The organism is Microbacterium marmarense, assembly GCF_037204165.1.
Lineage (GTDB): Bacteria > Actinomycetota > Actinomycetes > Actinomycetales > Microbacteriaceae > Microbacterium > Microbacterium marmarense.
Genome location: NZ_JBBDGL010000002.1, coordinates 669,229 through 693,309 on the forward strand (window position 1 = coordinate 669,229; position 24,081 = coordinate 693,309).

A 24,081-nucleotide genomic window follows, 5' to 3' on the forward strand; every position below is an offset into this window, starting at 1 on the left:
TCCCCGCGGCGCCCACAGTCTTTGAGTCGTCGACTCGGGAGGGCGGGCATCGAGCCCGCCCTCCCTTGAGGTCAACCGATTTCTACTCGGAATCCTCGGCCGGTGCCCACTCCCAGAAGTTCCAGAAGTAGTCCGGGCTCAGCGGCATCGACTCGACACCGGTCACCTTGTCGCTCGAAACGAGCAGACCCGGGAACTGGAAGATCGGAATCGACACTGAGTCAGCCCAAATAGCGGCTTCAGTCTGCTCGAGAAGAGCGGTTTGCTCGTCGTAGTCAGCGGTCACGTTCAGCTGGTTGAGCAGGTCAGTGACCTCCTCGTTGCAGTAACCGTTGTAGTTTCCGCCCTTGGCGAGCGGGTCTTCGTAGCATGCGTAGATCTGGTCAGATCCACCGACTGCGAGGCTGGTCTGCGACCACGCGAAGATAACCGCGTCGTGGTTGTTGACCGGAACCGAAGCCGGGTCGGTGAAGAGCCAGTCGGGCTCGCTCTCGTCGACCAGCTCGAAACCAGCAAGTGCTGCCGACGATGCGATCAGTTCGTACTCCTGGCCACGACGGACGTTGCCCTCGGGGTACCAGAAGCCGACCTCAACAGTGCCCTCGATGCCAGCCTCAGCGAGCAGCGCCTTAGCGCCTTCGATGTCGACGTCAGCGTATTCGGCCGAGCCGTTGGTGTCTGACAGGAGCGGGTAGCGCTCCGGGTCCGCCGGGCTGACGAGGTGCGTGTTGCGAACCTCTGCGTCAGCCTGAAGCGGGGCGATGATCTTGTCGACGATCTCCTGGCGCGGGATGGTCTTCAGGAACGCGGTGCGCACAGCAAGAGCGGTCGCCTCGTCGCCGTCATAGGTGGCCGGGTCGAACGGGCCGCCGTTGTTGACCGTGAGGTCGACGTGCTCGTGCGAAGCCTGAACCGCGGTCTGAACATCGGCGGTCGCGATCTCGTTCGCGAGCTCCAGAATGTCAGACGTCGGCTGGCCGGTCCAGATGTCGAGCTCGCCCGACTCCAGAGCCTGCAGGGCGGTCGTTGCGTCAGCGATCGTACGGATCGTGATCTTCTCGAACTTGGGCGACGGTCCCCAGGTGTAAAGGGGGTTGGCTGCCACGGTGATGTACTGGTCCTCGACGATGTCGTCGATGATGTACGCACCGCTCGTCAGCGCCGCTGCGGGGCTTTCGGGCAGTGTGGTGTAGCCGTAGCCGGTGTTCCATGCTTCACCGAGAGCCGCGAGAACTTCTTCGTCGCCACTGGTGATAGCGTCGACGACCTTCTGCTTGGCGTCTTCGGCAAACGTTGCCGCAGCTTCCTGGTAGGCGTCCATGTCGCCCTCGTCGTATGCAGCCTGAACGTCTGCGTACTCGTCTGGGAAGGCGAGCGCATAGGTGCCGTGTGCGGAAACGCCAAGCGGTCCCACGAGCTCCCAGTCCACGTAGGGCTCGTCGTAGACGAAGGAGATGGACTTCTCGCCGGTCTCAGGCGTTGTCGTGACGAGGTTGTAGCCCGTGGTCGCCGCGGGTGCGAACGCGTCCGTGACATTTCCTGACATCGCAGCCCACTGCAAGAGCATGTCGGCCTCATCGATGGCCACACCGTCAGACCACACTGCGTCTGAGGTGATGGTGTACTCCACCGTGAGCGGGTCGTCCGAAGTCTGCTCGTATGAGCCGAAATCCGTGTTGTGAACGTACTCGGGGGTGTTGTTGTAGTACCCGAATGACGTGTCCGTCATGTATTTGACGTTGCCGTTGGCTGTGTTGTTTCCGGCACCGCTGTCATCGTTGAAGTGGAAGAATCCCGAGTTGTAAGCAACCGTGATCTCCGTGCCTTCTACGACTTCAGACTCGTAGGGGTTGCCGCAGCCAGCGAGCGTAAGTGCTCCGACTGCAACGATCCCCACGCCCGCCGTCAAGCGTGCGATCTTCACATTTCCTCCTGTGCAAGGGTTAAGTGCCCAGCCTGTGGCAGCGCTGGACACGGTCACGGACACGATAAGCACCGTTGGCGATCCGAACAAAGCAGAAACGCAAACCGTTACATATCCTTAACTCAAAGCGACAAGCGTGTGACAATCTGACAACGTGAATACTTCCCTCCCCCGGAATCTGCTCGATCCGCCTCCGCTGACGCACGGCGCCCGGGTGCGTCAGCGCTGGGAGATCGGTATTGTGCTCGCCATCACCGTCGGGCAGTCTGCGGTGTACTCCGTGCTTTCGCTCGTGCGAGCGCTCTTGCGCCCCACGCCGATCGGCGAGCAGCAGACCCAACTCAACGCATCGCGCGACTCTGCAGCCTTCTGGGATGTGCTCTACCAATCGCTGTCGATCTTCTTCGGTCTGTCGTTGGTGGCTCTGGTGGTGTTTCTGATGTGGGAGCCCTCAGCAAACGCACTGCGCCGCATGGGACTGGACTTTCGCCGGTTCGGAGGAGACTTCGCAAGGGCGCTGCTGCTGGGTGCGGCAATCGGCATTCCGGGTCTCGCGCTCTACGCCGCCGGACGTGCGCTCGGAATCACGGTAGACGTGCAGGCGTCGCCGCTTGATACCGCCTGGTGGACAGTTCCGCTGCTGATCCTGGCGGCGCTTCGTGCTGGTCTCACCGAAGAAGTGATCTTCATCGGCTACCTGTTCGACCGATTGCGACGGCTGGGATGGGGATGGTGGAGCATCATCTTCACGACGGCCGCACTGCGGGGCGCCTACCACGCCTACCAGGGCATCGGTCCGATCATCGGCAATTTCGCAATGGGTGTCGTGTTCGGCTGGTGCTACAAGCGCTGGGGACGGGTGATGCCGCTCGTCATTGCTCACACGCTGATCGACATCGTCGCATTTGTCGGCTACCCGCTCGCAGTCGCCCTCTGGCCGGGTTTGTTCGGCGCGCCTCCCGCAGAGTCACCGACCCCGACCCCGACCCCGACCCCAACGCCCAGCGCGACGCCGTAGCGCTGCAGGCGCTCGCCTCACAAACGACAAGAGGAGGGATGCCATGGCATCCCTCCTCTTGTCGTTGTTCGGGTTCAGGCGAAGGCCTCGATAGGCGGGCACGAGCACACGAGGTTGCGGTCGCCGTGCGCCTGGTCGATGCGCCTGACGGGCACCCAGTACTTGTTGCGCACGAGCGTCGGCACCGGATAGACCGCGATCTCACGTGAGTACGGGTGAGCCCATTCGTCGCCGACAACCGACTGCGCCGTGTGCGGAGCGTTCACCAGCGGGTTGTCATTCGCGGGCCATTCCCCCGCAGCCACACGGTCAGCTTCGGCCTTGATTGCGATCATCGCCTCGATGAAACGGTCGATCTCGCCGAGATCCTCTGACTCCGTCGGCTCGACCATAAGCGTCCCCGCGACCGGGAATGACATCGTCGGCGAGTGGAAACCGTAGTCAACGAGCCGTTTGGCCACATCGTCGACGGTGATCCCCGTGCTCTCTTTGAGCGGGCGCAGATCGAGAATGCACTCGTGCGCCACGAGTCCGCCCTCGCCGGTGTACAGCACTGGATAGTAATCGCGCAGCCGCGAGGCGATGTAGTTCGCCGAGAGCACGGCCGCCGCGGTCGCGTCACGCAGTCCTTCGGCTCCCATCATGCGCATATAGGCCCAGGAGATCGGCAGGATGCTGGCCGATCCGTGCGGAGCACCCGCGACCGCACCGCCAGAGAAGACGCCACCGGCATGATCTTCTCGCTGCTGCATTTCGTGACCCGGCAGATAAGGCGCGAGGTGAGCCTTTGCCGCGACTGGACCAACGCCCGGCCCACCGCCCCCGTGCGGAATCGCGAAGGTCTTGTGCAGATTGAGATGCGACACATCGCCGCCGAGGTCACCGAAGCGCGCGTAGCCGAGCAGCGCATTGAGATTGGCGCCATCGACGTATACCTGCCCGCCGGCGTCATGCACAGCCTGCGTGATCTCCAGCACATCGTGCTCGTACACCCCGTGCGTCGAAGGGTACGTGATCATCAGAGCCGACAGCAGCTCGGCATGCGCGCTGATCTTGGCGCGCAGATCATCGAGGTCGACGTTTCCGGCTTCGTCGCACGCCACGACAACGACCTTCATGCCGGCGAGCACCGCGGAGGCGGCATTCGTTCCGTGTGCTGAGGAGGGAATGAGACACACAGTGCGCTCGGTCTCACCGTTCGCGTGGTGGTAGCCGCGAATCGCCAACAGCCCCGCCAGCTCACCCTGCGAACCCGCGTTCGGCTGCAACGAGACGGCGTCATAGCCGGTGACTTCGGCAAGCCAGCGCTCAAGCTGTTCGATCATGACGAGGTAGCCGCGCACGTCAGCTTCGGGCGCGAAGGGATGCACGCGAGAGAACTCGGGCCACGATACGGCCGCCATCTCTGTTGCCGCGTTCAGCTTCATCGTGCAAGAGCCGAGGGGGATCATGCCGCGATCGAGTGCGTAGTCGCGGTCGGCGAGCACCTTCAGATAGCGCATCATCGCCGTCTCGGAGTGGTGCGTGTTGAACACCGGATGCGTCAGGAACTCCTCTACCCGGTTGAGCTCAACCGGCACCCCTGCGATTGCGTTGCTCTCAGCGAACGACAGCTGAAGCTCTTCAGACTCGGGCAGCCCGAATGCCCAAGCAACCGCCGCCAGGTCATCAGCGGTCGTCGTCTCATCGACTGACACTGCGACCGTCGCCTCGTCAGCTTCGTAGAGTTGATACCCCTTCGATCGGGCGCGCGCGATCACACGCGAAGCAGGGCCGGGCGTCACGACGCGAATCGTGTCGAAGAACGAATCGCTCACGAGCGCGAGGCCATACGAGCGCAGTCGCTCGGCGAGCGCTTCAGCCTTCTGAGCGACTTCGCTCGCGATTTCGCGCAGACCCGCAGGCCCGTGGTACACCGCATACATTGACGCCATCACTGCGAGAAGCACCTGCGCCGTGCAGATGTTGCTCGTCGCCTTCTCACGACGAATGTGCTGCTCGCGCGTCTGCAACGACAGCCGGTACGCCGGTTGACCCGCCGCATCCTTCGACACGCCCACGAGTCGCCCCGGAAGCTGACGCTCCAGTCCCGCTCGTACCGCCATGTAACCGGCGTGTGGGCCGCCGAATCCCATCGGCACTCCGAATCGCTGCGTGGTGCCGACGGCGACGTCTGCGCCAAACGAGCCGGGCGAGCGCAACAGCGTCAGCGCCAGCAGATCGGCCGCCGCCACTACGACGCCGCCCTGCGCGTGCACCGCGGTCACGACATCGCTGGGATCCCAGATATGCCCGGATGCTCCGGGGTACTGCACGAACGCACCGAAGATGTCTTCACCGATCACAGCACCAACGTCATCAGCATGCGCGAGGTCTGCGTATCGAAGCTCGATACCGAGCGCTTCGGCGCGGTGGCCGATCACAGCCTTGGTCTGCGGCAGAGTGTCAGCATCCATCACGAAGACGTTTGAGCGCGACTTCGAGGCGCGACGGGCAACGAGCATGCCCTCCACGACGGCAGTCGATTCATCGAGCATTGAGGCGTTCGCCGTGGTCAACCCCGTGAGGTCGGTGACCATGGTCTGAAAGTTGATGAGCGCTTCGAGTCTGCCCTGAGAGATCTCGGGCTGGTAGGGCGTGTAGGCGGTGTACCACGACGGGTTCTCAAGCACGTTCCGCGTGATCACAGACGGGGTGAAGGTGTCGTAGTACCCCAGGCCGATCATCGGCCGGGCGGCATGGTTCTGCGATGCGAGAACGCGCAACTGGGCCAATGTCTCTGCCTCGGTGGCGGCTGGAGGAATATCGCTGGTCGGTCTCGGCTGGACGTGAATGGATGCTGGTACTGCTGTGGTCAGCAACGCTTCTACATCTGCATATCCCAGGGCGTCAAGCATGGTGCGCTGCGCCGCGGCGTCAAGTCCGATGTGGCGCTGGGCGAAACTGCCACTCATTCTTCGCCGCCGGTGAGTGCGACGTAGGCGTCGCGGTCGAGCAAGGCGTCAACGGCCGCCGCGTCCGTGGCGATCTTGATCAGCCATCCCGCGCCGAATGCGTCGGAGTTCACCAGCGACGGGTCATCGACCGCGGTCTCGTTGGTCGCGACAACCTCACCGCTCAGCGGCGCGTACAGCTCACCGACCGACTTGGTGGATTCGATCTCGCCGCAGACATCACCAGCAGTCACGGTGTCGCCGACTGCCGGCAGTTCCACGAAAACGACGTCGCCGAGTTTGTCGGCCGCGAAGTCGGTGATGCCCACGGTCGCGGTCTCGCCGTCGAAAGCGATCCACTCGTGCTCGGCCGTGTACTTGAGTGAGTTGAGGTCATTCATGGTTTTCTCCGGTGAGGTTGATCAGTTGCTGCGCCGATAAAACGGCAGGGCGGTAACGGTGGCGGCAATGCGGGTTCCCCGCACATCGATAAAGAGCGTGGTGCCAGCGGTGCTGGCCGACGGTGAGATAAGGGCCATCGCGATCGGGTGGCCCAGTGTGGGGCTGAGCGCGCCGCTGGTGATCTCGCCGATGGCTTCACCGCCCTCAGCGACATCGAACACGGCGTAGCCGGAGCGACCTGCCCGACGCCCCTCGCTGACCAAGCCCACGAGCACAGCAGCACCATCGGCATCTCTGGCCGCCAGCCCGTCGCGCCCGACAAAGTCAGACTTATCGCTGGCAACGACCCGACCCAGCCCGGCTTGCGCGGGGACGATGTCGAGCGAGAGCTCGTGACCGTAGAGCGGCATGCCTGCTTCGAGGCGCAGCGTATCGCGCGATGCGAGACCGGCGGGCACGAGCCCCAGGGGCTCGCCCGCCGCGGCGAGCGCGTCCCAGAGGTCGGGAGCCTTATCGACGGGAATCAGCAGTTCGAAGCCATCTTCACCGGTATAGCCGGTGCGTGCGATCAGCAGGGGTGCTGAATCAAAGCGTGCATCGACGGCGGCGTAATACTTCAGCTCGTCGAGCGGCTTGCCCAGATCGGTGATCGAGTCGGTCTTTTCGAGCACCGTCCGCGCGACGGGCCCCTGCACAGCGATCAATGCGTATTCGTCGGTGACATCAGTCACTTCAGCATCCATCGACTGGGAGCGCTCAGCCAGGGCGGCCGCGACAGCCGCGCGGTTGCCGGCGTTCGAGATGATCAAATAGCGCTCGTCAGCAAGGCGATAGACGATGACATCGTCGATGATGCCGCCGCTGGGCTCAAGCAGCAGACTGTACTTCGCTTTCCAGATCGGCATCGCCGTGAACTTGCCGGCGAGCGCATAGTCGAGGTAGTCGCCAGCGCCGGAACCTTCGATGAGGAACTCCGCCATATGCGAGATGTCGAACAGGCCCGCACGGGAGCGTACGGCGCGATGCTCAGCGAGGTCTGAGCTGTAGCGGACCGGCATCAGCCAGCCACCGAAGTCAGTGAACGATGCGCCCAGAGCCTCGTGGCGATGATGCAGAACGGTCGTGCGGGGGTCGGTCATGAGTTCTCCCGGTCGGTTCGGGCAGGCGCACGAATGCACCCTAGGGAACTCCCCCTCTGTCATTGGCCTGAGAGTTTCGCCGACACAGCCCCAGATGGGCGGATGCGACAGCTTTCACCTTCGGCAGGGTCGACGACGTCGATCCTTTTCCAGAGTTGGCCGACCAGGACGGTACGCGTACCTGAGAGATTGGCGGGGAGGCTTGCTCCTTCGGTGCCCGACACGATTGCTGTCGAGGCTCTCCCGCCCGGGTCATTGGCCGATATTGACGTGTTCGATCAGCATATCGGTCGCGCGGTGCAAAAAACCGCAGATGTACCGAAGCACCTGTTGCTCGACTCCCGGAGCCTTACAAGGTCACACGATGTAACACGATTGCTGTCAACCGCTGCGTGTCAGTCACTCTGGACTCTCCCTCACCGACGGCGGTGCGCGTCACCGCCCGGTGGTGCGTTTCGTCGTGCTTGCGATGATTACAACTACTCACCTCTATAAAACGTTCTCTGGCGTTCGCGCCCTCGACGATGTCTCGCTCAGCGTGCCCGAGGGCGAGATCTTCGGCGTTGTCGGCACCAGCGGCGCGGGCAAGAGCACGCTCATTCGTACTCTCAACGGTTTGGAGAAGCCGGATTCCGGCACCGTGGAGGTTGCTGGCCGCACGATCACCGCACTGACGGGCGAAGCGCTGCGCGACGCTCGCCATGACATCGGCATGATCTTTCAGCACTTCAACCTGCTTTCGCGCCGCACCGCAGCGGGCAACGTTTCGCTCGCGCTGGAGGCGCAGGGTGTTTCGCGCCGGGAGCGTACTGCGCGGGTGGGCGAGATTCTTGATCTGGTGGGCCTGGGCGACAAAGCACATGCCTACCCATCGGAGCTCTCGGGTGGGCAGAAGCAGCGCGTCGGAATTGCTCGGGCGCTCGCAACGAGCCCCCGCGTGTTGCTCTCTGACGAAGCGACCAGCGCTCTAGATCCCGAAACGACGCTGAGCATTCTGGACCTGCTGCGCACCCTTAATCGGGAACTCGGGCTGACCGTGCTGCTCATCACGCACGAGATGGACGTCGTCAAAGGCGTGTGTTCTTCGGCAGCGCTCATGGAACACGGTCGCGTAGTCGAAACCGGTCGCCTGCACGATCTGCTGCGCACCCCCGGATCCGTCATCGCTCGGCAGCTCTTTCCGCTGGGAGACGTTCCTGCTGTGGGCAGCGGCACGGTGGTTGACGTGACCTTCACGGGTCTGTCCGCAACCGAGCCCGTCATCACGCGTCTTGCCCGTCATCACACCGCCGACGTCGGCTTGCTCGGCGCGGCAATCGAGACGATCAATGGGGTACAGACCGGCCGTACCCGACTAGAGATTCCTGCCGCGGCTGACACCGCTGCGGTATTGGCAGACCTGCGATCCCAAGGCCTCGTGGTCGAGGAAGTGAGCCGAGCATGATCGATTCGACTGATCCCGGGTTCTGGGCTGACCTGTTGGAGAACCTCGCAAAAGCGACATGGGAAACCCTCTACATGGTCGTCGTCACGATGATCGTGACGTTCATCGTCGGTCTTGCGGTCGGTGTGATTCTCGTCGCTACCGATCGCGGCGGCATCTTGCAGGCTCCGTTCGGCAGCCGCGGACTCGGGCGTACGATCAATGTCATTGTGGCGATCGTGGTGAACATCACCCGTTCCGTGCCGTTCGTCATTCTGATGATCGCGCTGATCCCCGTGACGTACGTGCTGATCGGCACCTCGTTCGGATCAACTGCCGCAATCGTGCCGCTGAGCGTGGCCGCCATTCCGTTCTTCGCTCGCATCGTTGAGATCGCCGTGCGCGAGGTATCGCCTGGAAAGGTCGAGGCAGCCGAAGCCCTCGGAGCTACTCGCTGGCAGATCCTCAGCAAGGTGCTCGTTCCCGAAGCATTGCCGTCAATCGTGCTGGGCTTCACCACCACCGTGGTGTCAATCATCAACTTCTCGGCGATCGCGGGCGTCATCGGCGCGGGCGGGCTTGGCGACCTCGCCATCCGCTACGGCTATCAGCGGTACAGCACCGAGTACATCGTTGCCGTGATCATTGTTCTTCTCATCATGGTGCAGGTACTGCAATCCACCGGCAGCTTCGTCGCGCGACGCATCGACCATGAGCGATCGCGCTCCGGTCGCAACAAGAAGTCAGCGACCGCCGCCAGCGTCTGACCACCTGCTTCGGCGAGTCGTACTGCGGCGCGCCATCTTGTTTCATCGAAAGGAAAAATATGTCTATCTCCACCCGCTTCGCTGCTGCGCTTGTCGGCGTTTCCGCTGTCTCGCTCGCACTTACCGCGTGCGCCGGCACGTCCGCCGACGCCGATGCGGCGCCCGAAGAAGACCTCGGCACACTCGTCGTGGGAGCAACGGCCGTACCAGCCGGCGAGATCCTGGCCTTCGTGCAAGACAACCTTGCCGAAGAAGCAGGCCTTGACCTCGAGATCACCGAGTTCAGTGACTACAACACGCCGAACCCGGCGCTTGCCCAGGGCGCCACCGACGCGAACCTCTTTCAGCACGCGCCGTTCCTCGACCTGTTCGTCACCGATTCGGGCGACGACCTGGTTTCTGTCGGCGAGGTGTACCTGCCGCCGCTCGCCCTGTACTCCGAGACCGTGGCCTCAATCGACGAACTGCCTGACGGCGCCGAGATCGCCTTGCCCAACGACGCCAGCAATGAGTCCCGCGCCCTTCTGCTGCTCGCCGATGCCGGACTTATCGAGACCACGGCAGAACCAACCACGATCGCCGACATCACCGCGAACCCGCGCGGTTTCGAGTTCACTGAGATCGACGCCGCGAGCTTGCCCACGGCCCTGCAGCAGCAGGACGCCGCCATCGTCAACTTCAGCTTCGCGGCCGCTGCTGGGCTCAGCGGAGATCTGCAGATTCTCACGGAATCAACCGATAGCCCCTACTTCAACATCCTCGCCACCCGTGGTGAGCTGATTGATGATCCCCGCATCGTCACGCTCTACGAACTGCTGACGTCCGTCGAGACGCAGGAGTGGATCATCGAGAACTATAACGGGCTGGTTATTCCTGCCGAGTAGTCCACGAATGCGAGTGGGGTGGGATGCTGCGGCATCCCACCCCACTGGCGTTTAGCCCGCGGTCACGGTCACGGTCACGGTCACGGTCACGTGCAGTTTCCTGACGAGACCGACTGTGTGAGGGTGTCGCTCTGCGCAATCACTGGCATAAGTTCTGCCGTCGTCATCGCGTAGCCCAGATTGTCGTCGGCTTCGGCTCGAGCGAACACCACGCCCGCGATTTCACCATCTGCGGTCAGCAGCGGTCCGCCAGAGTTGCCAGGGCGCACCACAGCCTCGAGAGCGTAGATGTCGCGTGGAGTCGAGCTCTCGTCGTAGATATCGGGAATGGGCACCGTTCCGGTTGAGAGCACCGAAGCGCTCACCATCGTGAAGGGACCACCGAGCGGATAACCCTGCACGACCGCGGCAGCGCCAGCATCGAGCACGGGTGCAACTTGCAGCGGGGCCACGCCCAGGTCGTCCACGGCGATCACCGCGAGGTCATCGATCGGATCAAAGTAGACGATGCGGCCTTCTCGAGATGCTTGCCCGGGCAATTCCACGTGGGGCTGATCGACGCCGGCAACGACGTGCGCATTGGTGACGACGAGATCTTCTGCGATCACAAAACCGCTTCCGGTCGAGCTGCGCCCACAGGCGAAGGCGGTTCCAGAAACGCGCGCAACGGAGGCGGCGGCCAAGGCCAGTTCCGGATCGTCGAGATCGACAGCGGGCATTGCCACCTGCGGTGTGACTTCGAGCAGATCGCCCAGCTGCGGGAGCCCCTCGTCGATGACCATCGAACGCACTTCCGCGAGCGCACGGTCGACCGGTTCCGGCGTCAACTGGTCGATCGTGCGCACCACCGTCGATGATGACAGCGCGGTTGCCAACACCGGCACGCCCGCCGCGATCACGCTGGTCGCTGCCAAAGAGATCACGAGCGAGGTGACCACGACACCCGTCGCTGCGCCCAGGAGCCGATCAATCGCCCGAAGCGGGGTTCGATCAACACCGCGGCGCACTGCAGCGCCAACGGATGCGCCGATCGATGCTCCGAGAACCAAGATCAGCAGTGCCGACAGCACGCTTGCCAGGAGCGCCCACTCCGGCCACGGCCACCCTGTGTTGATGAGCGGAGCCGCCCAGTATGCGATCGCGGCTCCAGCGGCCAGACCCGCGAAAAGGCCGATGCTTCCGGTGAAACCGCGCGAAACCCCGCCAAACAGAGCGATCACCAGAATCACGACCAACACGATGTCGACAATCGGCACGCGGTCCTCCGGGGGTAGATCGCGCGGTCTTGCGCACGGACGGCAAGGTTACGAGGTGAACCTTTGAATCCGGTGATGTTTTGCACTTCTGGTCACAGCGACACTAAGATGAGAGCGGAGTAAAAGTCACCATGACCATAACGAACGCCCCAGCCCCCCGCGCGTCCGGCGCCACGAGTTCCGTCGCGCCCGGCACGCGCGTCGCTGTCTCGACGGTGATCTTCACGCTTCGCCGCTCAGCGGGTCAAGAACGGGCAAGCGTGGCACTGCCCCTCGTTCGACGCCAGAGTGATCCACACGAGGGTCAGTGGGCTTTGCCGGGTGGATGGCTCGACATCGTCGAAGACCTGGATGCCGCGGCGTCGAGAACGCTGGCCGAGACGACCGGGCTCGCTCCGAGTTATTTGGAGCAGCTCTATGCGTTTGGAGCGGTCGACCGCTCCCCCACGAGGGTGGTTTCCATCGTCTACTGGGCGCTAATTCGCCCGGACGAGATGGCCGATACCTCTGACGAGAATGTGCGCTGGTTCGATGCCGATGACTTGCCGAATCTCGCATTCGATCACAACCAGATCGTTGCTTACGCGCTGTGGCGACTTCGCAACAAGGTCGGCTACAGCCAGATCGCGCACGGCCTGCTCGCGGACGAGTTCACGCTCGCCGAACTGCGAGAAGTGTACGAGTCGATCCTTCGCCGCAAGCTCGACCCCGCGAACTTTCGCCGCCAAGTCGAGGGCACCGACACGCTTCTTCCTACCGACCGTTTCCGCAAGGGCAGCCATCGCCCCGCCCGTCTTTACCGCTTCAATCAAGATGTTGAGCTTGCCGATCGCGGCCCGCTCGGCGTACGCCCCTGAATCGAGCCCTCATGCCTGCTGTCAACATCGCACTTCAGTCCCGTCCAGACACCGATCCCTCTGTCGATCACGCCATTCAGGCGATCGTGACCGGTGAGGCTGTCGGCGAAACCTGCAACACCGACCTCGCAGCCGGCCCCTGGGACTTCGATGGTCGCCCTGGCTACGGACCTGGCTCTTCGATGGGCGACGTGATTCCCACCGGCTCTCCCCGCCAGGGAGAGCTGCCCCTGCAGTACCGCGAGGCGTCAGAAGACGAGCTCAACGAGCGCATCGTCGCAGCCAAGGCCACGCTCGGCGACCGAGTCGTCGTGCTCGGGCACTTCTATCAGCGCGAAGAGGTTGTGCTGCACGCAGACTACGTCGGCGACTCGTTCCAGCTCGCAAACGCCGCGAAGGCACACCCCGAAGCAGAGGCGATCGTGTTCTGCGGTGTGCACTTCATGGCAGAAACCGCCGACCTGCTCTCAGGCGACGAGCAGGCCGTGATCCTGCCGAATCTTGCCGCGGGCTGTTCGATGGCTGACATGGCAGACATCGACCAGGTCGAGGAGTGCTGGGAGCAGCTCGAAGAGATCTATGGCGACATGGATGCTGTTGACGCTGACGGGCTCGTGCCAGTCATTCCCGTGACCTACATGAACTCATCGGCCGCCATCAAGGGGTTCGTCGGTCGCCACGGCGGCATCGTCTGCACCTCGTCCAACGCCCGCACGGTGCTCGAGTGGGCCTTCGAGCGCGGTCGTCGAGTGCTGTTCTTTCCTGACCAGCACCTCGGGCGCAACACCGCCAAAGCGATGGGCGTGCCGCTCGAGCACATGCCGATGTGGAACCCGCGAAAGCCGTTCGGTGGATCTACCCCCGACACCCTCGAAGAGTCTCGCGTGATTCTCTGGCATGGTTTCTGCTCGGTGCACCGACGCTTCAGTGTTGCCCAGATCGAGCAGGCGCGCATCGAGCACCCGGGTGTACGTGTCATCGTGCATCCCGAGTGCCCGATGGAGGTCGTCGACGCCGCCGATGAAGCGGGCTCGACGGATTACATCCGAAAGGCCATCGAAGCGGCTTCCGAGCCGACTACCTTCGCGATCGGCACCGAAGTAAATCTCGTGCAGCGTCTGGCCGCGCAGCATCCACAGCATGAGATCTTCTGCCTAGACCCGGTGGTCTGCCCATGTTCGACCATGTACCGGATCCACCCGGGCTATTTGGCGTGGGTGCTCGAAGGTCTGGTAGCCGGCACCGTGCTCAATCGCATCACTGTTGCTCCCGATGTCGCCGCCCCTGCCCGCGTCGCTCTTGAGCGCATGCTCGCAGCCAAACCGCCCGCAGCACCCGCGCTCACTGACAGCAGCGCATCATGACGCCGCACGCGGTGATCGTCGGCAGCGGCATTGCCGGACTGACGGTGGCGCTGCACGCGGTGGCCCACGGCTGTCGAGTGACCCTGGTGACCAAAGACGTGCTGGAACACGCCAACACCCGATACGCCCAGGGCGGCATCGCAGGGGTCATGTTTGACGACGACCGCATCGAAGATCACGTGCGCGACACGCTGACCGCTGGTGCCGGGTTGAACGATCCCGAGGCTGTGCGGGTGCTGGTCGAAGAGGGGCCGGCCCGCATTCGCGAACTGATCGACCTCGGTGTCGCGTTTGATCGCGCCGCCGACGGCGACTTCGTGAAAGGCCTCGAAGCCGCTCACTCCTACCCGCGCATACTCCACGCGGGCGGTGACGCTACCGGCACAGCGATTGAGAAGGCACTCGTGGCGAGTCTTCGCGCCTCGAACGTGCGTGTGATCGAACATGCATTTCTCGTCGATCTCGTGGTTTCTGACTCACGAGTGACCGGCATTGAGCTGCTCATAGACGACGTCGCAGCCGGCAGCGCAGGCACAAGCGAAACGGTGCGGGCCGATGCCGTGGTGCTCGCCACCGGCGGCGCGGGAGAGCTCTACGCACACTCCACGAACCCCGAGGTCGCCACGGCCGATGGCATTGCCGCAGCCATTCGCGCTGGCGCGCACGTGCAAGAGCTGGAGTTCTTCCAGTTCCATCCGACCATCATTGCCGCCGGCGAAGCGTTCTTGGTGTCGGAAGCGGTGCGCGGCGAGGGCGCGACACTCGTCGATGAGCACGGCCGGCGCTTCGCGTTCGACGCGCACCCTGACGGCGAGCTTGCGCCCCGCGACATCGTGGCTCGCGCGATCGCGAAGCAGATGGATGCCCAGAACGGTAGGGCGGTGTATCTGGATGCAACTCAGCTGCACTCCACAGACGCTGACGAACGCGCAACGTTTCTCGCCCAGCGCTTCCCGACGATCGATCGTGCCGTGCGTGAACGCGGTTTCGACTGGGCCCGCGAGCCTATTCCGGTGACTCCGGCGGCCCACTATCTGATGGGCGGTGTCACCACAGACCTCCACGGGCGCACCAGCGTACGCGGACTCTACGCCGTCGGCGAGGTATCGCGCACGGGGGTGCACGGTGCGAACCGCCTTGCGTCGAACTCGCTACTCGAAGGCGCCGTATTCGGCGCTCGAGCGGGTGACCTGATTGCGGCCGACGCTACCTCAGGCCGCTGGCCCTCAATGCCCAGTGCTGCGCTCCCCCATCTGGTCAGTGACGGTCGAAACCTCAACGCACCCGTGCCCCCATTCTCGCGCGAAGCGCTGCAAGAGCTGATGTGGGACAACGCCAGCCTCGTGCGCGACGAGACCGGCCTTGCCCATGCGGCCGAGGTGATCGCCGTCTGGCGCAAGACAGCTCGCGAGCAGCGCACAGAGCGGCAATTCGAAGACGAGAATCTGCTTCTGGTGGCAGAACACCTGGTGACCGCGGCCCGCCAGCGTCGGGAATCTCGCGGCGCTCATTTTCGCAAGGATGCTGCGGCGTACGATCAGGGTGCACCATCCACGCGCGGCATGGCTCACACTCACGCTCACGCTCACGCTCACGAGGAGGCGATCGCATGCTGACCCGTGCGCACATCGACCGTGTTGTCGCTGCCGCACTCGAAGAGGATGCCCCCTGGGGCGACCTCACCAGCGAATATCTGATCGACGAGATCTCAGTGGCGCGTGCCGACCTCGTGGCGCGCGAACGCGGGATATTCAGCGGCGGCGAGGTGTTCGCTACCGCCTTTCGCCTGACAGACCCACGCGTCGAGGTCGAACTCGTCGTGGCAGACGGCGAATGGTTCGACCCGGGCGATGTGCTCGCGACGGTGAGCGGGCCGGCCCGCGGTGTGCTCACCGCAGAGCGCATCGGCCTCAACTTTGCGCAGCGCATGTCTGGCATCGCCACGCTGACAGGTCTGTTTGTGGCCGAGGTCGCTGAGACCGCAACCCGCATCGCTGACACCCGAAAGACCACGCCTGGATTGCGAGCATTTGAACGCAAGGCGGTGCGCGATGGTGGTGGCCGCAATCACCGATACTCACTTTCCGACGCGGTGATGGCCAAAGACAACCACCTCGCGATCCTCACGCGCGACGGCGCGTCGATTACTGAAGCGCTGCAAGAAGCGAAGCGGCGGCTTCCTCACACGGCTCATATCGAGGTCGAGGTGGACCGACTCGATCAGATCGAAGATGTGCTCGCTGCCGGCGTCGGGACGATCATGCTCGACAATTTCTCGATCGACGAATTGCGCACCGGTGTCGCTCAGATCGCCGGGCGGGCCACAGTCGAAGCGTCCGGCGGAGTCACGCTCGAAACTGTGCGGGCTATCGCTGTCACCGGTGTCGATGTCATCTCGGTCGGCGCCCTCACGCATTCGGCACGGGCGCTCGATCTAGGCCTCGACGTGCATATCGACACACACTGAGTACCGTCATGCCCCTGCTGTATCTCGACAACGCGGCCACGACTCCTGTGCGCCCCGAAGTTCTCGAGGCGATGGCACCCTATTTCTCACGCTGGTTCGGCAATCCCTCGAGTCACCACACCGTCGGCGAAGCCGCGGCCGACGCACTCGTCGATGCTCGCGCTCGCGTTGCCAGGGTGCTCGACATGCGCGCCGGCGACGTGGTCTTCACCGCTGGCGGAACCGAAGCAAACAACCTCGCCATCAAGGGCGTCGCAATCGCCGCGGCCGCACGTGGCGCTCGGCACGTGGTCACCACCCAGATCGAGCACGAGTCGATCCTCGAGTCGGTGTCGTACCTCGAGCGCATCCACGGCTTCGATATCACCCGTGTGCCCGTCGATGCAGACGGCGTATTGCTCGCCGACGCCGTCGCCAGCGCCGTTCGCGAAGATACCGCTCTGGTGAGCTTCGGCTATGCGAACAACGAGGTCGGCACTGTTCAAGATGTCGCGGGCATCGCGGCAGCCGTGCGAGTGAGCGCAACGCGTGTACCGCTTCACATCGACGCCGTCCAAGCCGCCGGCTGGTTGCCGCTGTCGGCGAAAGCGCTCGGTGTCGACGCCGTCTCTCTCGCGGGCCACAAGATCGGCGCACCAAAGGGAATCGGGGTGCTCGCCGTGCGCGGACGCATTCCGATTGAGCCCGTATTGCACGGCGGCGGCCAAGAACGCGGCAAGCGCAGTGGCACCGAGAACGTTGCCGCAGCGGTCGGCTTTGCGACAGCGCTCGAACTGACCGAAGCAGAGCGCCTCGAATCTGCCGCTCGCGTGGCTCGCCTGCGAGATGAGTTCGTCGACGCAGTTCTTGCGCGCGTGCCAAACGCCCGATTGACGGGCCACCCTGTGAAGAGGCTTCCAGGCACAGCGAGTTTCACCTTCGCGGGCACGAGCGGTGAAGCGGTGCTGCTAGAACTCGAGCGGCGCGGAATTGTCTCGTCGAGCGGATCGGCCTGCGCCGCCGGCAGTGATGAAGCTTCGCATGTTCTCGTTGCGATGGGCATCGACGAACCCATTGCGCAAACCGCAGTGCGCTTCACCTTCAGCCACTCTCACGACGGCTCGCTCGACGCCGTCGCTGACGCCGTCGCTGGCGCGGTATCGGCCGTAAAGCCGGGCGCATAACCGTGGCTGAGAACGCCACAGTCACGATCATCGTGCCAGCATTCAACGTCGATCCATATGTTGCTGACGCACTGCGCTCGTTGCAAACGCAATCGCTTCCGTCGTGGAGAGCGATTCTGATCGACGATTGCTCAGAAGACGACACCGCCGAGATACTCGACAGGTTCGCCGCAGTCGACTCACGATTTCGCGTCGTGCGCCATGGCGCTCGACGCGGCCTAGGCGCCTCAAGGAACACCGGACTCGACCTGGTCGACACACCGCTTGTTGGTTTTCTCGACGCAGACGACATCTTGAGACCGGCTGCCCTGGAACGCTTGACCACCACACTGACCGAGACGGGGAGCGACTTCATCGCCGGTGCCTATGTTCGCCTGCGCCCAGACGCACCGGGCACGTACGAGTCCGGCGAGGTGCAACCATGGGTTCTCGCCGCGACCGATCCCGCGCGGCGTGCAGTGACACTGGAAGATCACCCCGCCGCATCGGGAAACGTGGTCGCGTGGTCCAAGATCAGCCGCATCGATTTCTGGCGCCGGCACCGGTTTCGTTTTCCCGAGGGCAAGGCGTATGAAGACCAGATCATCGCCCAGCTCATGTACACGAAAGCTCGTGCTTTCGACGTGATCACCGACGTGGTCGTGGAGTGGCGCGAGCGCGCCAACGGTTCGTCGATCACGCAGCACAAAGCGGAGCTCCCAGTGCTGCTGGACTATTTGGAGGCGCTGCGAGGGGGGCTGAGCGTTCTCGACGCAGCGGGCGCCCGATCAGCCGCGGCCGCACGCGTGCCGCTGATGCTGATGCTCGATCTGCCGCCGCTGGTTGAGATCGCGATCGAGCACCCGGTGGAGCGGTATCGCAATGAGGTGGGTGCGTTCGCTCGCGAACTCACCCGTCGCGCCGACGCACCCTCAAAGCTGTCGGACCCTGCCGCGCGCGCACTTGCCCGGGCGTCAGGTTGGTGAGCCGCTAGCCACCCTCAACTCCACGATCAGCTTCAACTCCACGATCAGCTTCCGCTTCAGCTTCGGCTTCAGCTTTCAAGATTCGGGATGCTGCCATCTGCTCCGCCGCGAGGTCGGCGTAGAGACCGCCCGCGGCAAGCAATGACGCGTGAGTACCGGATTCCACAATGCGTCCAGCTTCGACGACATGAATGATGTCGGCGCCGATGACTGTTGAGAGTCGATGTGCGATAGACAGTGTCGTGCGACCTCGGGCTGCAGCATCCAGCGCCTCTTGAACGACACGCTCCGAGACCGTGTCGAGAGCCGAAGTCGCCTCGTCGAGCAGCAGCACCGGCGGATCTTTCAACAGAACCCTGGCAATCGCAATACGCTGCTTCTCGCCGCCTGACAGCCGGTACCCGCGCTCGCCGACAATGGTGTCGTAGCCGTGCTCGAAACCCGCAATCACCTGATGGATGTTCGCCGCTCGGCAGGCTTGTTCTAGCTCAGCATCCGTCGCGTCGGGCTTCGCGTAGCGAAGATTCTCACGGATTGATGCGTGAAACAGGTACGTCTCCTGCGAGACGATGCCGACGTGGTCGATGATCGCTTCCTGGGTCAGATGGCGCACATCTGCACCGGCGAATCGCACCTCACCACCCGAGGCCTCGTACATACGCGGGGTGAGGTAGAGCACGGTGGTCTTGCCAGCCCCGGACGGTCCCACAAAAGCCACGTGCTGCCCGGGCTCGGCGGTGAAGGACACGCGGTCGAGGGTGGGGCGAGAGTCGGGCGCAGCATCCGGGTAGCGAAAAGTCACATCTCGAAACTCGACCCGACCGAGAGCGTCGCTGGCGCTATCGACGCCGACGGCATCGGGGGCATCTTTGATAGTCGGCACGAGGTCGAGATACTCGAAGATGCGCGCGAACAGAGCGCCCGACGTCTGCAGGTCGAGTGCAACACGCATGAGCCCCATCAGCGGCATCAGCAGGCGCGCTTGCACTGTCGTGAACGCAACGATCGTTCCCGCCGTGATCGTGTCGGCAGTGCCAGCGATGAGGTAACCCGAGACGAGGTAGATCACCGCGGGCACGCTGGCCATCAGCACCTGCACCACCGCGAAGAAACCCTGGCCGCTCATAGCCTGACGCACCTGCAGACGCACCTGGTTCACGTTCTCGGCACCGTAGCGCGCAGACTCGGCACGCTGCCGGTTGAAGGACTTCGACAGCATGATGCCTGAGACGCTCAGCGTCTCTTGCGTGATCGCGGTGAGCTCAGACAGCGACTCCTGCGTTTCGCCCGCGATGCGAGCGCGCACCTGACCGACTCGGCGCTGCACGATCACGAGAATGGGCATCATGATCACGGCGATGATGGTCAACCGCCAATCAATGATGATCATGGCGATCAGCGATGCGATGACCGTGACGGTGTTTCCTAGCACGCTGGTCACGGTGTTCGTGAGCACACCCGAGACGCCGCCGACGTCGTTCTGCAGGCGCGACTGAATCACTCCGGTCTTCGTTCGGGTGAAAAAACCCAGTTCCATCGCTTGCAGATGCTCGAACAGCCGTATCCGCAAGTCGCCAGTGACGCGGTTGCCGACCGTGGCTGTAAGCCATGTCTGTATCACTCCCACGCCGGCTGACAGGAGGTAGAGCCCGATGGTGGCGAGCACCAGTTCCCACAGCAGCGTCAGATCGGGGGCAGAGCCATCGACGGGAAAAAGCGCGTCGTCGAAAATTCGCTGCACCAACAGGGGCGGGACGACTGCGAGGCTCGCTCCCACGATCACGAGAATCGCGGTGCAGATAATGCTCGGCCGGTAGGGGCGAAAAAGTACCACGATTCGACGACCCAAGTGGGGAATGCGTGGAGCTTCCGCGTTCTGCTTGCGCTGCGCTGCGGTGTCAGGCGGGCGAAAGCTGGGACGCCCTCCGCCCCCACCACGCATCATGCTCACGTCGAAAAGCCTATGCGACCCACCTCACTCCGGCTCCGCCTCCCATTCGAGGCGTGACGCGACTAGGCTCAGACCATGACTTCGACACCCGATGCGTCCGCGCCAGACGGCGCCGATCTGGCCGAACTTCGCAAAGAAATCGACGAGCTCAAGGCGATCCCCGAAGAGGAACTCGTCAATCCCACGCCCGCCAGTCTCACGGACCGCGAGCCCACGCCGCACGCAACCGACGCGATCGGTTCAGAAGACTGGGACGCGAACACAGAGGGTTAGGGCCTCGTCTGAGATTTGTCTCCCTCACGGGAATGCGGCGTGCTCAACCGCCGTTAGGCTGAGAGCTTGCCGATTCTCTGCGGCATGCTTCGCCTTGCCTGATTTCGAGGAGACCACCGATGGCGGCCATGGACACCACGCCCGACGCTGGCAGCATCAGAACAGCTGAATCGGCTCTCACTGCCGAGCAAGCACGAGTCATCTGGTTGCTGCTCGGTGCGGCTTTCGTTGCGATCCTCAATGAAACCACGATGGGCGTCGCGATTCCCGACCTCATCACAACTCTGGGCATCACCGCACTGGCGGCGCAGTGGCTCACCACCTCGTTCATGCTCACGATGGCGGTCGTGATTCCGATCACCGGCTTCCTCATCCGGCGCTACAGCACCCGCCCGATGTTCATCGCCGCCATGTCGTTGTTCTCGCTCGGGACGCTGATCGCGTTTCTTGCTCCCGGCTTCGAGATGCTGCTGGTCGCGCGCGTTGTTCAGGCGTCTGGCACCGCCATCATGATGCCGTTGCTGATGACCACCCTGATGACCGTGGTTCCAGCGCAGTCCCGTGGGCGCATGATGGGGCGCGTGAGCATTGTCATTGCGCTTGCACCGGCGATCGGCCCCAGCCTCTCGGGCCTCATCATCCAGACGGCCGGCTGGCGCTGGATCTTCGGCATGATCCTGCCTATTGCGCTCGTCGCGCTAGTGGTCGGAGCAATGTGGATTCGCAACATCGGAGAGAAGTCACACGCGCGCATCGACATTCCATCCGTGATTCTGTCGGCGTTCGGCTTCGGTGGCGTCGTGTACGGACTGAGCCTCATCGGCGGCGGCAGTCATGACACGAGCGCTGCAGCGCTCGCAACCAATGCCGAGATCGACCGGTCGCTGACGATCTCACTCGTCGTCGGAGTGGTTTCGCTCGCACTGTTCGCATGGCGCCAGATCCGTCTGCAAGCTACCGACTCCGCGCTGCTCGATCTTCGCGTCTTCAAGAGCACCAATTTCTCGCTATCGATCGCCCAGATGATGTTGATGTCGATGGTGTTCTTCGGTGCAATCACCCTGCTACCCCTTTACCTACAGCAAGTTCTACTGCTCGAGCCGCTTGATGCGGGCCTCATTCTTCTGCCCGGCGCATTGGCGATGGGCTTCGCCGGCCCGGTCATTGGGCGCATCTACGACCGATGGGGCACACGCGTGCTGATCGTGCCCGGGTCGATCCTCACCAGCGGCATGCTCTGGGCGAGTACGACCTACGACGAGAACACTGCCGTCTGGGTGGTAGTCGCGGTGCAGACGCTTCTTTCTGTTGGCCTTGCCCTCTCATTCACGCCACTGTTCACCGCATCGCTCGCGTCGGTTCGACCGAGGTTCTATTCGTACGGCAGCGCCATCGTCAGCACCGCTCAACAGGTTGCCGGAGCAGCCGGTATTGCGTTGATGATCGGCATCATGTCGTCGGTGAGCGCCATGCAGACGCACTCGGGCACTGCCGCGGTCACCGCTGAAGCCGCGGGCATTCACGCCGCCTACCTCGTCGGCGCGATCATCTCGCTGCTCACCATCGTCGGCGCGTTCTTCATTCGCAAGCCTGCCGACGACCTCGACGCTGCGCCAGTTGCTCATTGACGCAGCGACGTCGACACAGACAAATACAGCTCTGCCCCCGCTGTCTCAGCGGGGGCAGAGCTGTATTTCGTGCCTTAGTTGGTGCCGCAGGCGCTTCCACCGCAGCATCCACCCGCGGATTCTGCGGGGGCGAGAAGGTTCTTCTCGTCGTCAACGGGCTTGAGGGCAACGGTCTCTGGCTGTGAAGTCATGGCTCCATAGTACGACCATCGGCCAAGCGCGGGGCCGCCGCAACACCATGCGCGTGCAAACGACAAACGCCCGCAGAATGATCCGCGGGCGTCGTCGAACTTGCGTCGTGGCTAGACACGACGCATGTCAGAAACCATGGGGCAGTCGAAGGGGTCGCGTGCTGCGAGTCCGACGCGGTTGAGGTAGTCGATGACGATCGCGTACGAACGCCAGAGCGTGGTCTCGGTATACGGAACGTCGAGTGTTTCGCACTGCTCACGTACGATTTCGCGAGCCTTCGCGAGGTGCAGGCGCGACATGCTCGGAAAGAGGTGGTGCTCGACCTGGTAGTTGAGGCCGCCCATGAGCCAGGTGGCCCACCATCCGCCGCTGACATTGCGCGAGGTGCGAACCTGCTTGCTGAAGAAGTCGAGTCGAGCGTCGGGCGCGATGATCGGCATTCCCTTGTGGTTCGGTGCGAATGCCGCGCCCATGTAGACGCCGAAGACCGCGAGCTGAACGCCCATGAACGCAAAGGCCATGCCGAGCGGCAGCAGCAGAAAAACCGGCACGATGACGATCGCGAGGCGCGTGAGAATCAACGTGATTTCAAGCGCACGGCCTTTGACCTTGCCCTTGGTGAAGAACAGGTGCTTCAGACCGAGGTAGTGCAGGTTGATGCCCTCGAGCGTCAACAGTGGAAAGAACAACCAGCCCTGCTTGCGAGTGATCAGGCGAACGAATCCGCGTGACTGAGCCGCGTCCTCTTCGAGGAATGAGATCGTGTCGACCTCGATGTCGGGGTCTTTGCCCACCCGGTTGGGGTTGGCGTGGTGACGGCTGTGCTTGGCATCCCACCACGACAAACTCATGCCCACGAACCCTGCCGCGAGAACACGGGCGAGACGGTCATTGGCGCGGCCGCTGGTGAGGATCTGCTTGTGCGCTGCCTCGTGTCCGAGGAAGGCGAACTGGGTGACGATGATGCCGAGTGCGGCCGCCATCAGCAGCTGAAACCAGCTTTCGCCGAGCAGAATGAACCCGGTGATGACGCCGCCAAGGGCAAGAACCAGCACGGTCGCGACAGTGCCGTAAAACCACGGGGTGCGTGCGAGCAGACCGGTCTCTTTCGCGACCTGCGAGATGTTCGTGTACGCACGGGCCACAGGGGGGAACGTGGTCGCACTCGCGTACGTCTGTCTGATTGGCCCGAGAGTGGATGCTGGTGCAACGGATGCCATCGCGGCTCCTCTGGTCGGCAGCGGCGACCCTGGAGCCAAAGCTGGTTGGGGCGGCCCGAAAGAGCCGTTGCGGCGAGCCTACGCGGGGGGTGATGCCGCAAGAGGCATGTCTTTGGCGATCTCACCTCGATTGCCGAGCGGGGCAGCCCATGCGATCACCAGCGCTCAATCACTCCGTTGCGGATCAACTCCGCGCCGAGCTGTTCCTCGAACGCATCAACTTCGTCATAAAAGGGGTCATCAAGTCTTTCTTCA

19 protein-coding genes and 2 riboswitches are annotated in these 24,081 nt (G+C 63.3%); of the genes, 12 read left to right on the forward strand and 7 right to left on the reverse strand.

Annotated elements, in window-relative coordinates:
• Positions 1 to 82: 82 nt before the first annotated feature.
• On the reverse strand, positions 83 to 1,924 hold the full coding sequence (locus WDU96_RS09645; protein WP_337338267.1) for an ABC transporter family substrate-binding protein: 1,842 nt from the start codon (positions 1,922 to 1,924) through the stop codon (positions 83 to 85).
• A gap of 154 nt (positions 1,925 to 2,078) precedes the next feature.
• On the opposite strand from WDU96_RS09645, the gene WDU96_RS09650 reads away from it, so the two are divergent.
• Positions 2,079 to 2,942, forward strand: a complete 864-nt coding sequence (locus WDU96_RS09650; RefSeq protein ID WP_420063951.1) for a CPBP family intramembrane glutamic endopeptidase — start codon at positions 2,079 to 2,081, stop codon at positions 2,940 to 2,942.
• Positions 2,943 to 3,016: 74 nt separating this feature from the next.
• Here WDU96_RS09650 and gcvP read toward each other — a convergent pair whose 3' ends face one another.
• The 3 genes from gcvP to gcvT are packed head-to-tail and all read right to left on the reverse strand — an operon-like array spanning position 3,017 to position 7,416.
• Positions 3,017 to 5,896: an aminomethyl-transferring glycine dehydrogenase gene (gcvP, locus tag WDU96_RS09655; protein ID WP_337338268.1), complete on the reverse strand. Its 2,880-nt coding sequence runs from the start codon at positions 5,894 to 5,896 to the stop codon at positions 3,017 to 3,019.
• The gene (gene gcvH / locus WDU96_RS09660) at positions 5,893 to 6,276 is read right to left on the reverse strand and encodes a glycine cleavage system protein GcvH (RefSeq protein WP_337338269.1); all 384 of its coding nucleotides are present in this window, start codon (positions 6,274 to 6,276) and stop codon (positions 5,893 to 5,895) included. The genes gcvP and gcvH overlap by 4 nt, the downstream gene beginning before the upstream one ends.
• 21 nt (positions 6,277 to 6,297) lie before the next feature.
• On the reverse strand, positions 6,298 to 7,416 hold the full coding sequence (gcvT, locus tag WDU96_RS09665; RefSeq protein ID WP_337338270.1) for a glycine cleavage system aminomethyltransferase GcvT: 1,119 nt from the start codon (positions 7,414 to 7,416) through the stop codon (positions 6,298 to 6,300).
• Between the two features lie 49 nt (positions 7,417 to 7,465).
• Positions 7,466 to 7,574, reverse strand: a riboswitch (glycine riboswitch).
• Between the two features lies 1 nt (position 7,575).
• Positions 7,576 to 7,672, reverse strand: a riboswitch (glycine riboswitch).
• 213 nt (positions 7,673 to 7,885) lie between these two features.
• Here gcvT and WDU96_RS09670 point away from each other — a divergent pair.
• Genes WDU96_RS09670 through WDU96_RS09680 form a run of 3 tightly spaced genes read left to right on the forward strand, consistent with a single transcriptional unit; the run spans position 7,886 to position 10,490 of the window.
• A complete protein-coding gene (locus WDU96_RS09670) occupies positions 7,886 to 8,860 on the forward strand; it encodes a methionine ABC transporter ATP-binding protein (RefSeq protein ID WP_337338271.1) in 975 nt (324 codons plus the stop codon).
• The gene (locus WDU96_RS09675; protein ID WP_337338272.1) at positions 8,857 to 9,606 is read left to right on the forward strand and encodes a methionine ABC transporter permease; all 750 of its coding nucleotides are present in this window, start codon (positions 8,857 to 8,859) and stop codon (positions 9,604 to 9,606) included. The genes WDU96_RS09670 and WDU96_RS09675 overlap by 4 nt, the downstream gene beginning before the upstream one ends.
• Positions 9,607 to 9,665: 59 nt before the next feature.
• Complete coding sequence (locus WDU96_RS09680) at positions 9,666 to 10,490, forward strand: MetQ/NlpA family ABC transporter substrate-binding protein (RefSeq protein ID WP_337338273.1); 825 nt, start codon at positions 9,666 to 9,668, stop codon at positions 10,488 to 10,490.
• A gap of 86 nt (positions 10,491 to 10,576) precedes the next feature.
• On the opposite strand, the gene WDU96_RS09685 is transcribed toward WDU96_RS09680, so the two are convergent.
• A complete protein-coding gene (locus WDU96_RS09685; RefSeq protein ID WP_337338274.1) occupies positions 10,577 to 11,746 on the reverse strand; it encodes a MarP family serine protease in 1,170 nt (389 codons plus the stop codon).
• Positions 11,747 to 11,877: 131 nt separating this feature from the next.
• Here WDU96_RS09685 and WDU96_RS09690 point away from each other — a divergent pair, with 131 nt between their 5' ends.
• Genes WDU96_RS09690 through WDU96_RS09715 form a run of 6 tightly spaced genes read left to right on the forward strand, consistent with a single transcriptional unit; the run spans position 11,878 to position 18,562 of the window.
• Positions 11,878 to 12,603: an NUDIX hydrolase gene (locus WDU96_RS09690; RefSeq protein ID WP_337338275.1), complete on the forward strand. Its 726-nt coding sequence runs from the start codon at positions 11,878 to 11,880 to the stop codon at positions 12,601 to 12,603.
• Positions 12,604 to 12,614: 11 nt separating this feature from the next.
• Positions 12,615 to 13,967, forward strand: a complete 1,353-nt coding sequence (gene nadA / locus WDU96_RS09695; RefSeq protein WP_337338276.1) for a quinolinate synthase NadA — start codon at positions 12,615 to 12,617, stop codon at positions 13,965 to 13,967.
• Positions 13,964 to 15,583, forward strand: coding sequence for an L-aspartate oxidase (nadB, locus tag WDU96_RS09700; protein WP_337338277.1), 1,620 nt, complete (start codon positions 13,964 to 13,966; stop codon positions 15,581 to 15,583). The genes nadA and nadB overlap by 4 nt, the downstream gene beginning before the upstream one ends.
• On the forward strand, positions 15,577 to 16,434 hold the full coding sequence (nadC, locus tag WDU96_RS09705; protein ID WP_337338278.1) for a carboxylating nicotinate-nucleotide diphosphorylase: 858 nt from the start codon (positions 15,577 to 15,579) through the stop codon (positions 16,432 to 16,434). The genes nadB and nadC overlap by 7 nt, the downstream gene beginning before the upstream one ends.
• Positions 16,435 to 16,448: 14 nt before the next feature.
• Positions 16,449 to 17,597 (forward strand): cysteine desulfurase family protein, encoded by a 1,149-nt coding sequence (locus WDU96_RS09710; RefSeq protein ID WP_337338433.1) that lies wholly within the window; start codon positions 16,449 to 16,451, stop codon positions 17,595 to 17,597.
• A gap of 2 nt (positions 17,598 to 17,599) precedes the next feature.
• On the forward strand, positions 17,600 to 18,562 hold the full coding sequence (locus tag WDU96_RS09715) for a glycosyltransferase family 2 protein (protein WP_337338279.1): 963 nt from the start codon (positions 17,600 to 17,602) through the stop codon (positions 18,560 to 18,562).
• Positions 18,563 to 18,566: 4 nt separating this feature from the next.
• Here WDU96_RS09715 and WDU96_RS09720 read toward each other — a convergent pair whose 3' ends face one another.
• Positions 18,567 to 20,504 (reverse strand): ABC transporter ATP-binding protein, encoded by a 1,938-nt coding sequence (locus WDU96_RS09720; RefSeq protein WP_337338434.1) that lies wholly within the window; start codon positions 20,502 to 20,504, stop codon positions 18,567 to 18,569.
• Between the two features lie 84 nt (positions 20,505 to 20,588).
• On the opposite strand from WDU96_RS09720, the gene WDU96_RS09725 reads away from it, so the two are divergent.
• On the forward strand, positions 20,589 to 20,786 hold the full coding sequence (locus WDU96_RS09725; RefSeq protein ID WP_337338280.1) for a hypothetical protein: 198 nt from the start codon (positions 20,589 to 20,591) through the stop codon (positions 20,784 to 20,786).
• A 119-nt stretch (positions 20,787 to 20,905) separates the two neighbouring features.
• Positions 20,906 to 22,414, forward strand: coding sequence for an MDR family MFS transporter (locus tag WDU96_RS09730; RefSeq protein WP_337338281.1), 1,509 nt, complete (start codon positions 20,906 to 20,908; stop codon positions 22,412 to 22,414).
• 302 nt (positions 22,415 to 22,716) lie between these two features.
• On the opposite strand, the gene WDU96_RS09735 is transcribed toward WDU96_RS09730, so the two are convergent.
• Complete coding sequence (locus WDU96_RS09735) at positions 22,717 to 23,826, reverse strand: fatty acid desaturase family protein (protein WP_337338282.1); 1,110 nt, start codon at positions 23,824 to 23,826, stop codon at positions 22,717 to 22,719.
• Positions 23,827 to 24,081 lie beyond the last annotated feature (255 nt).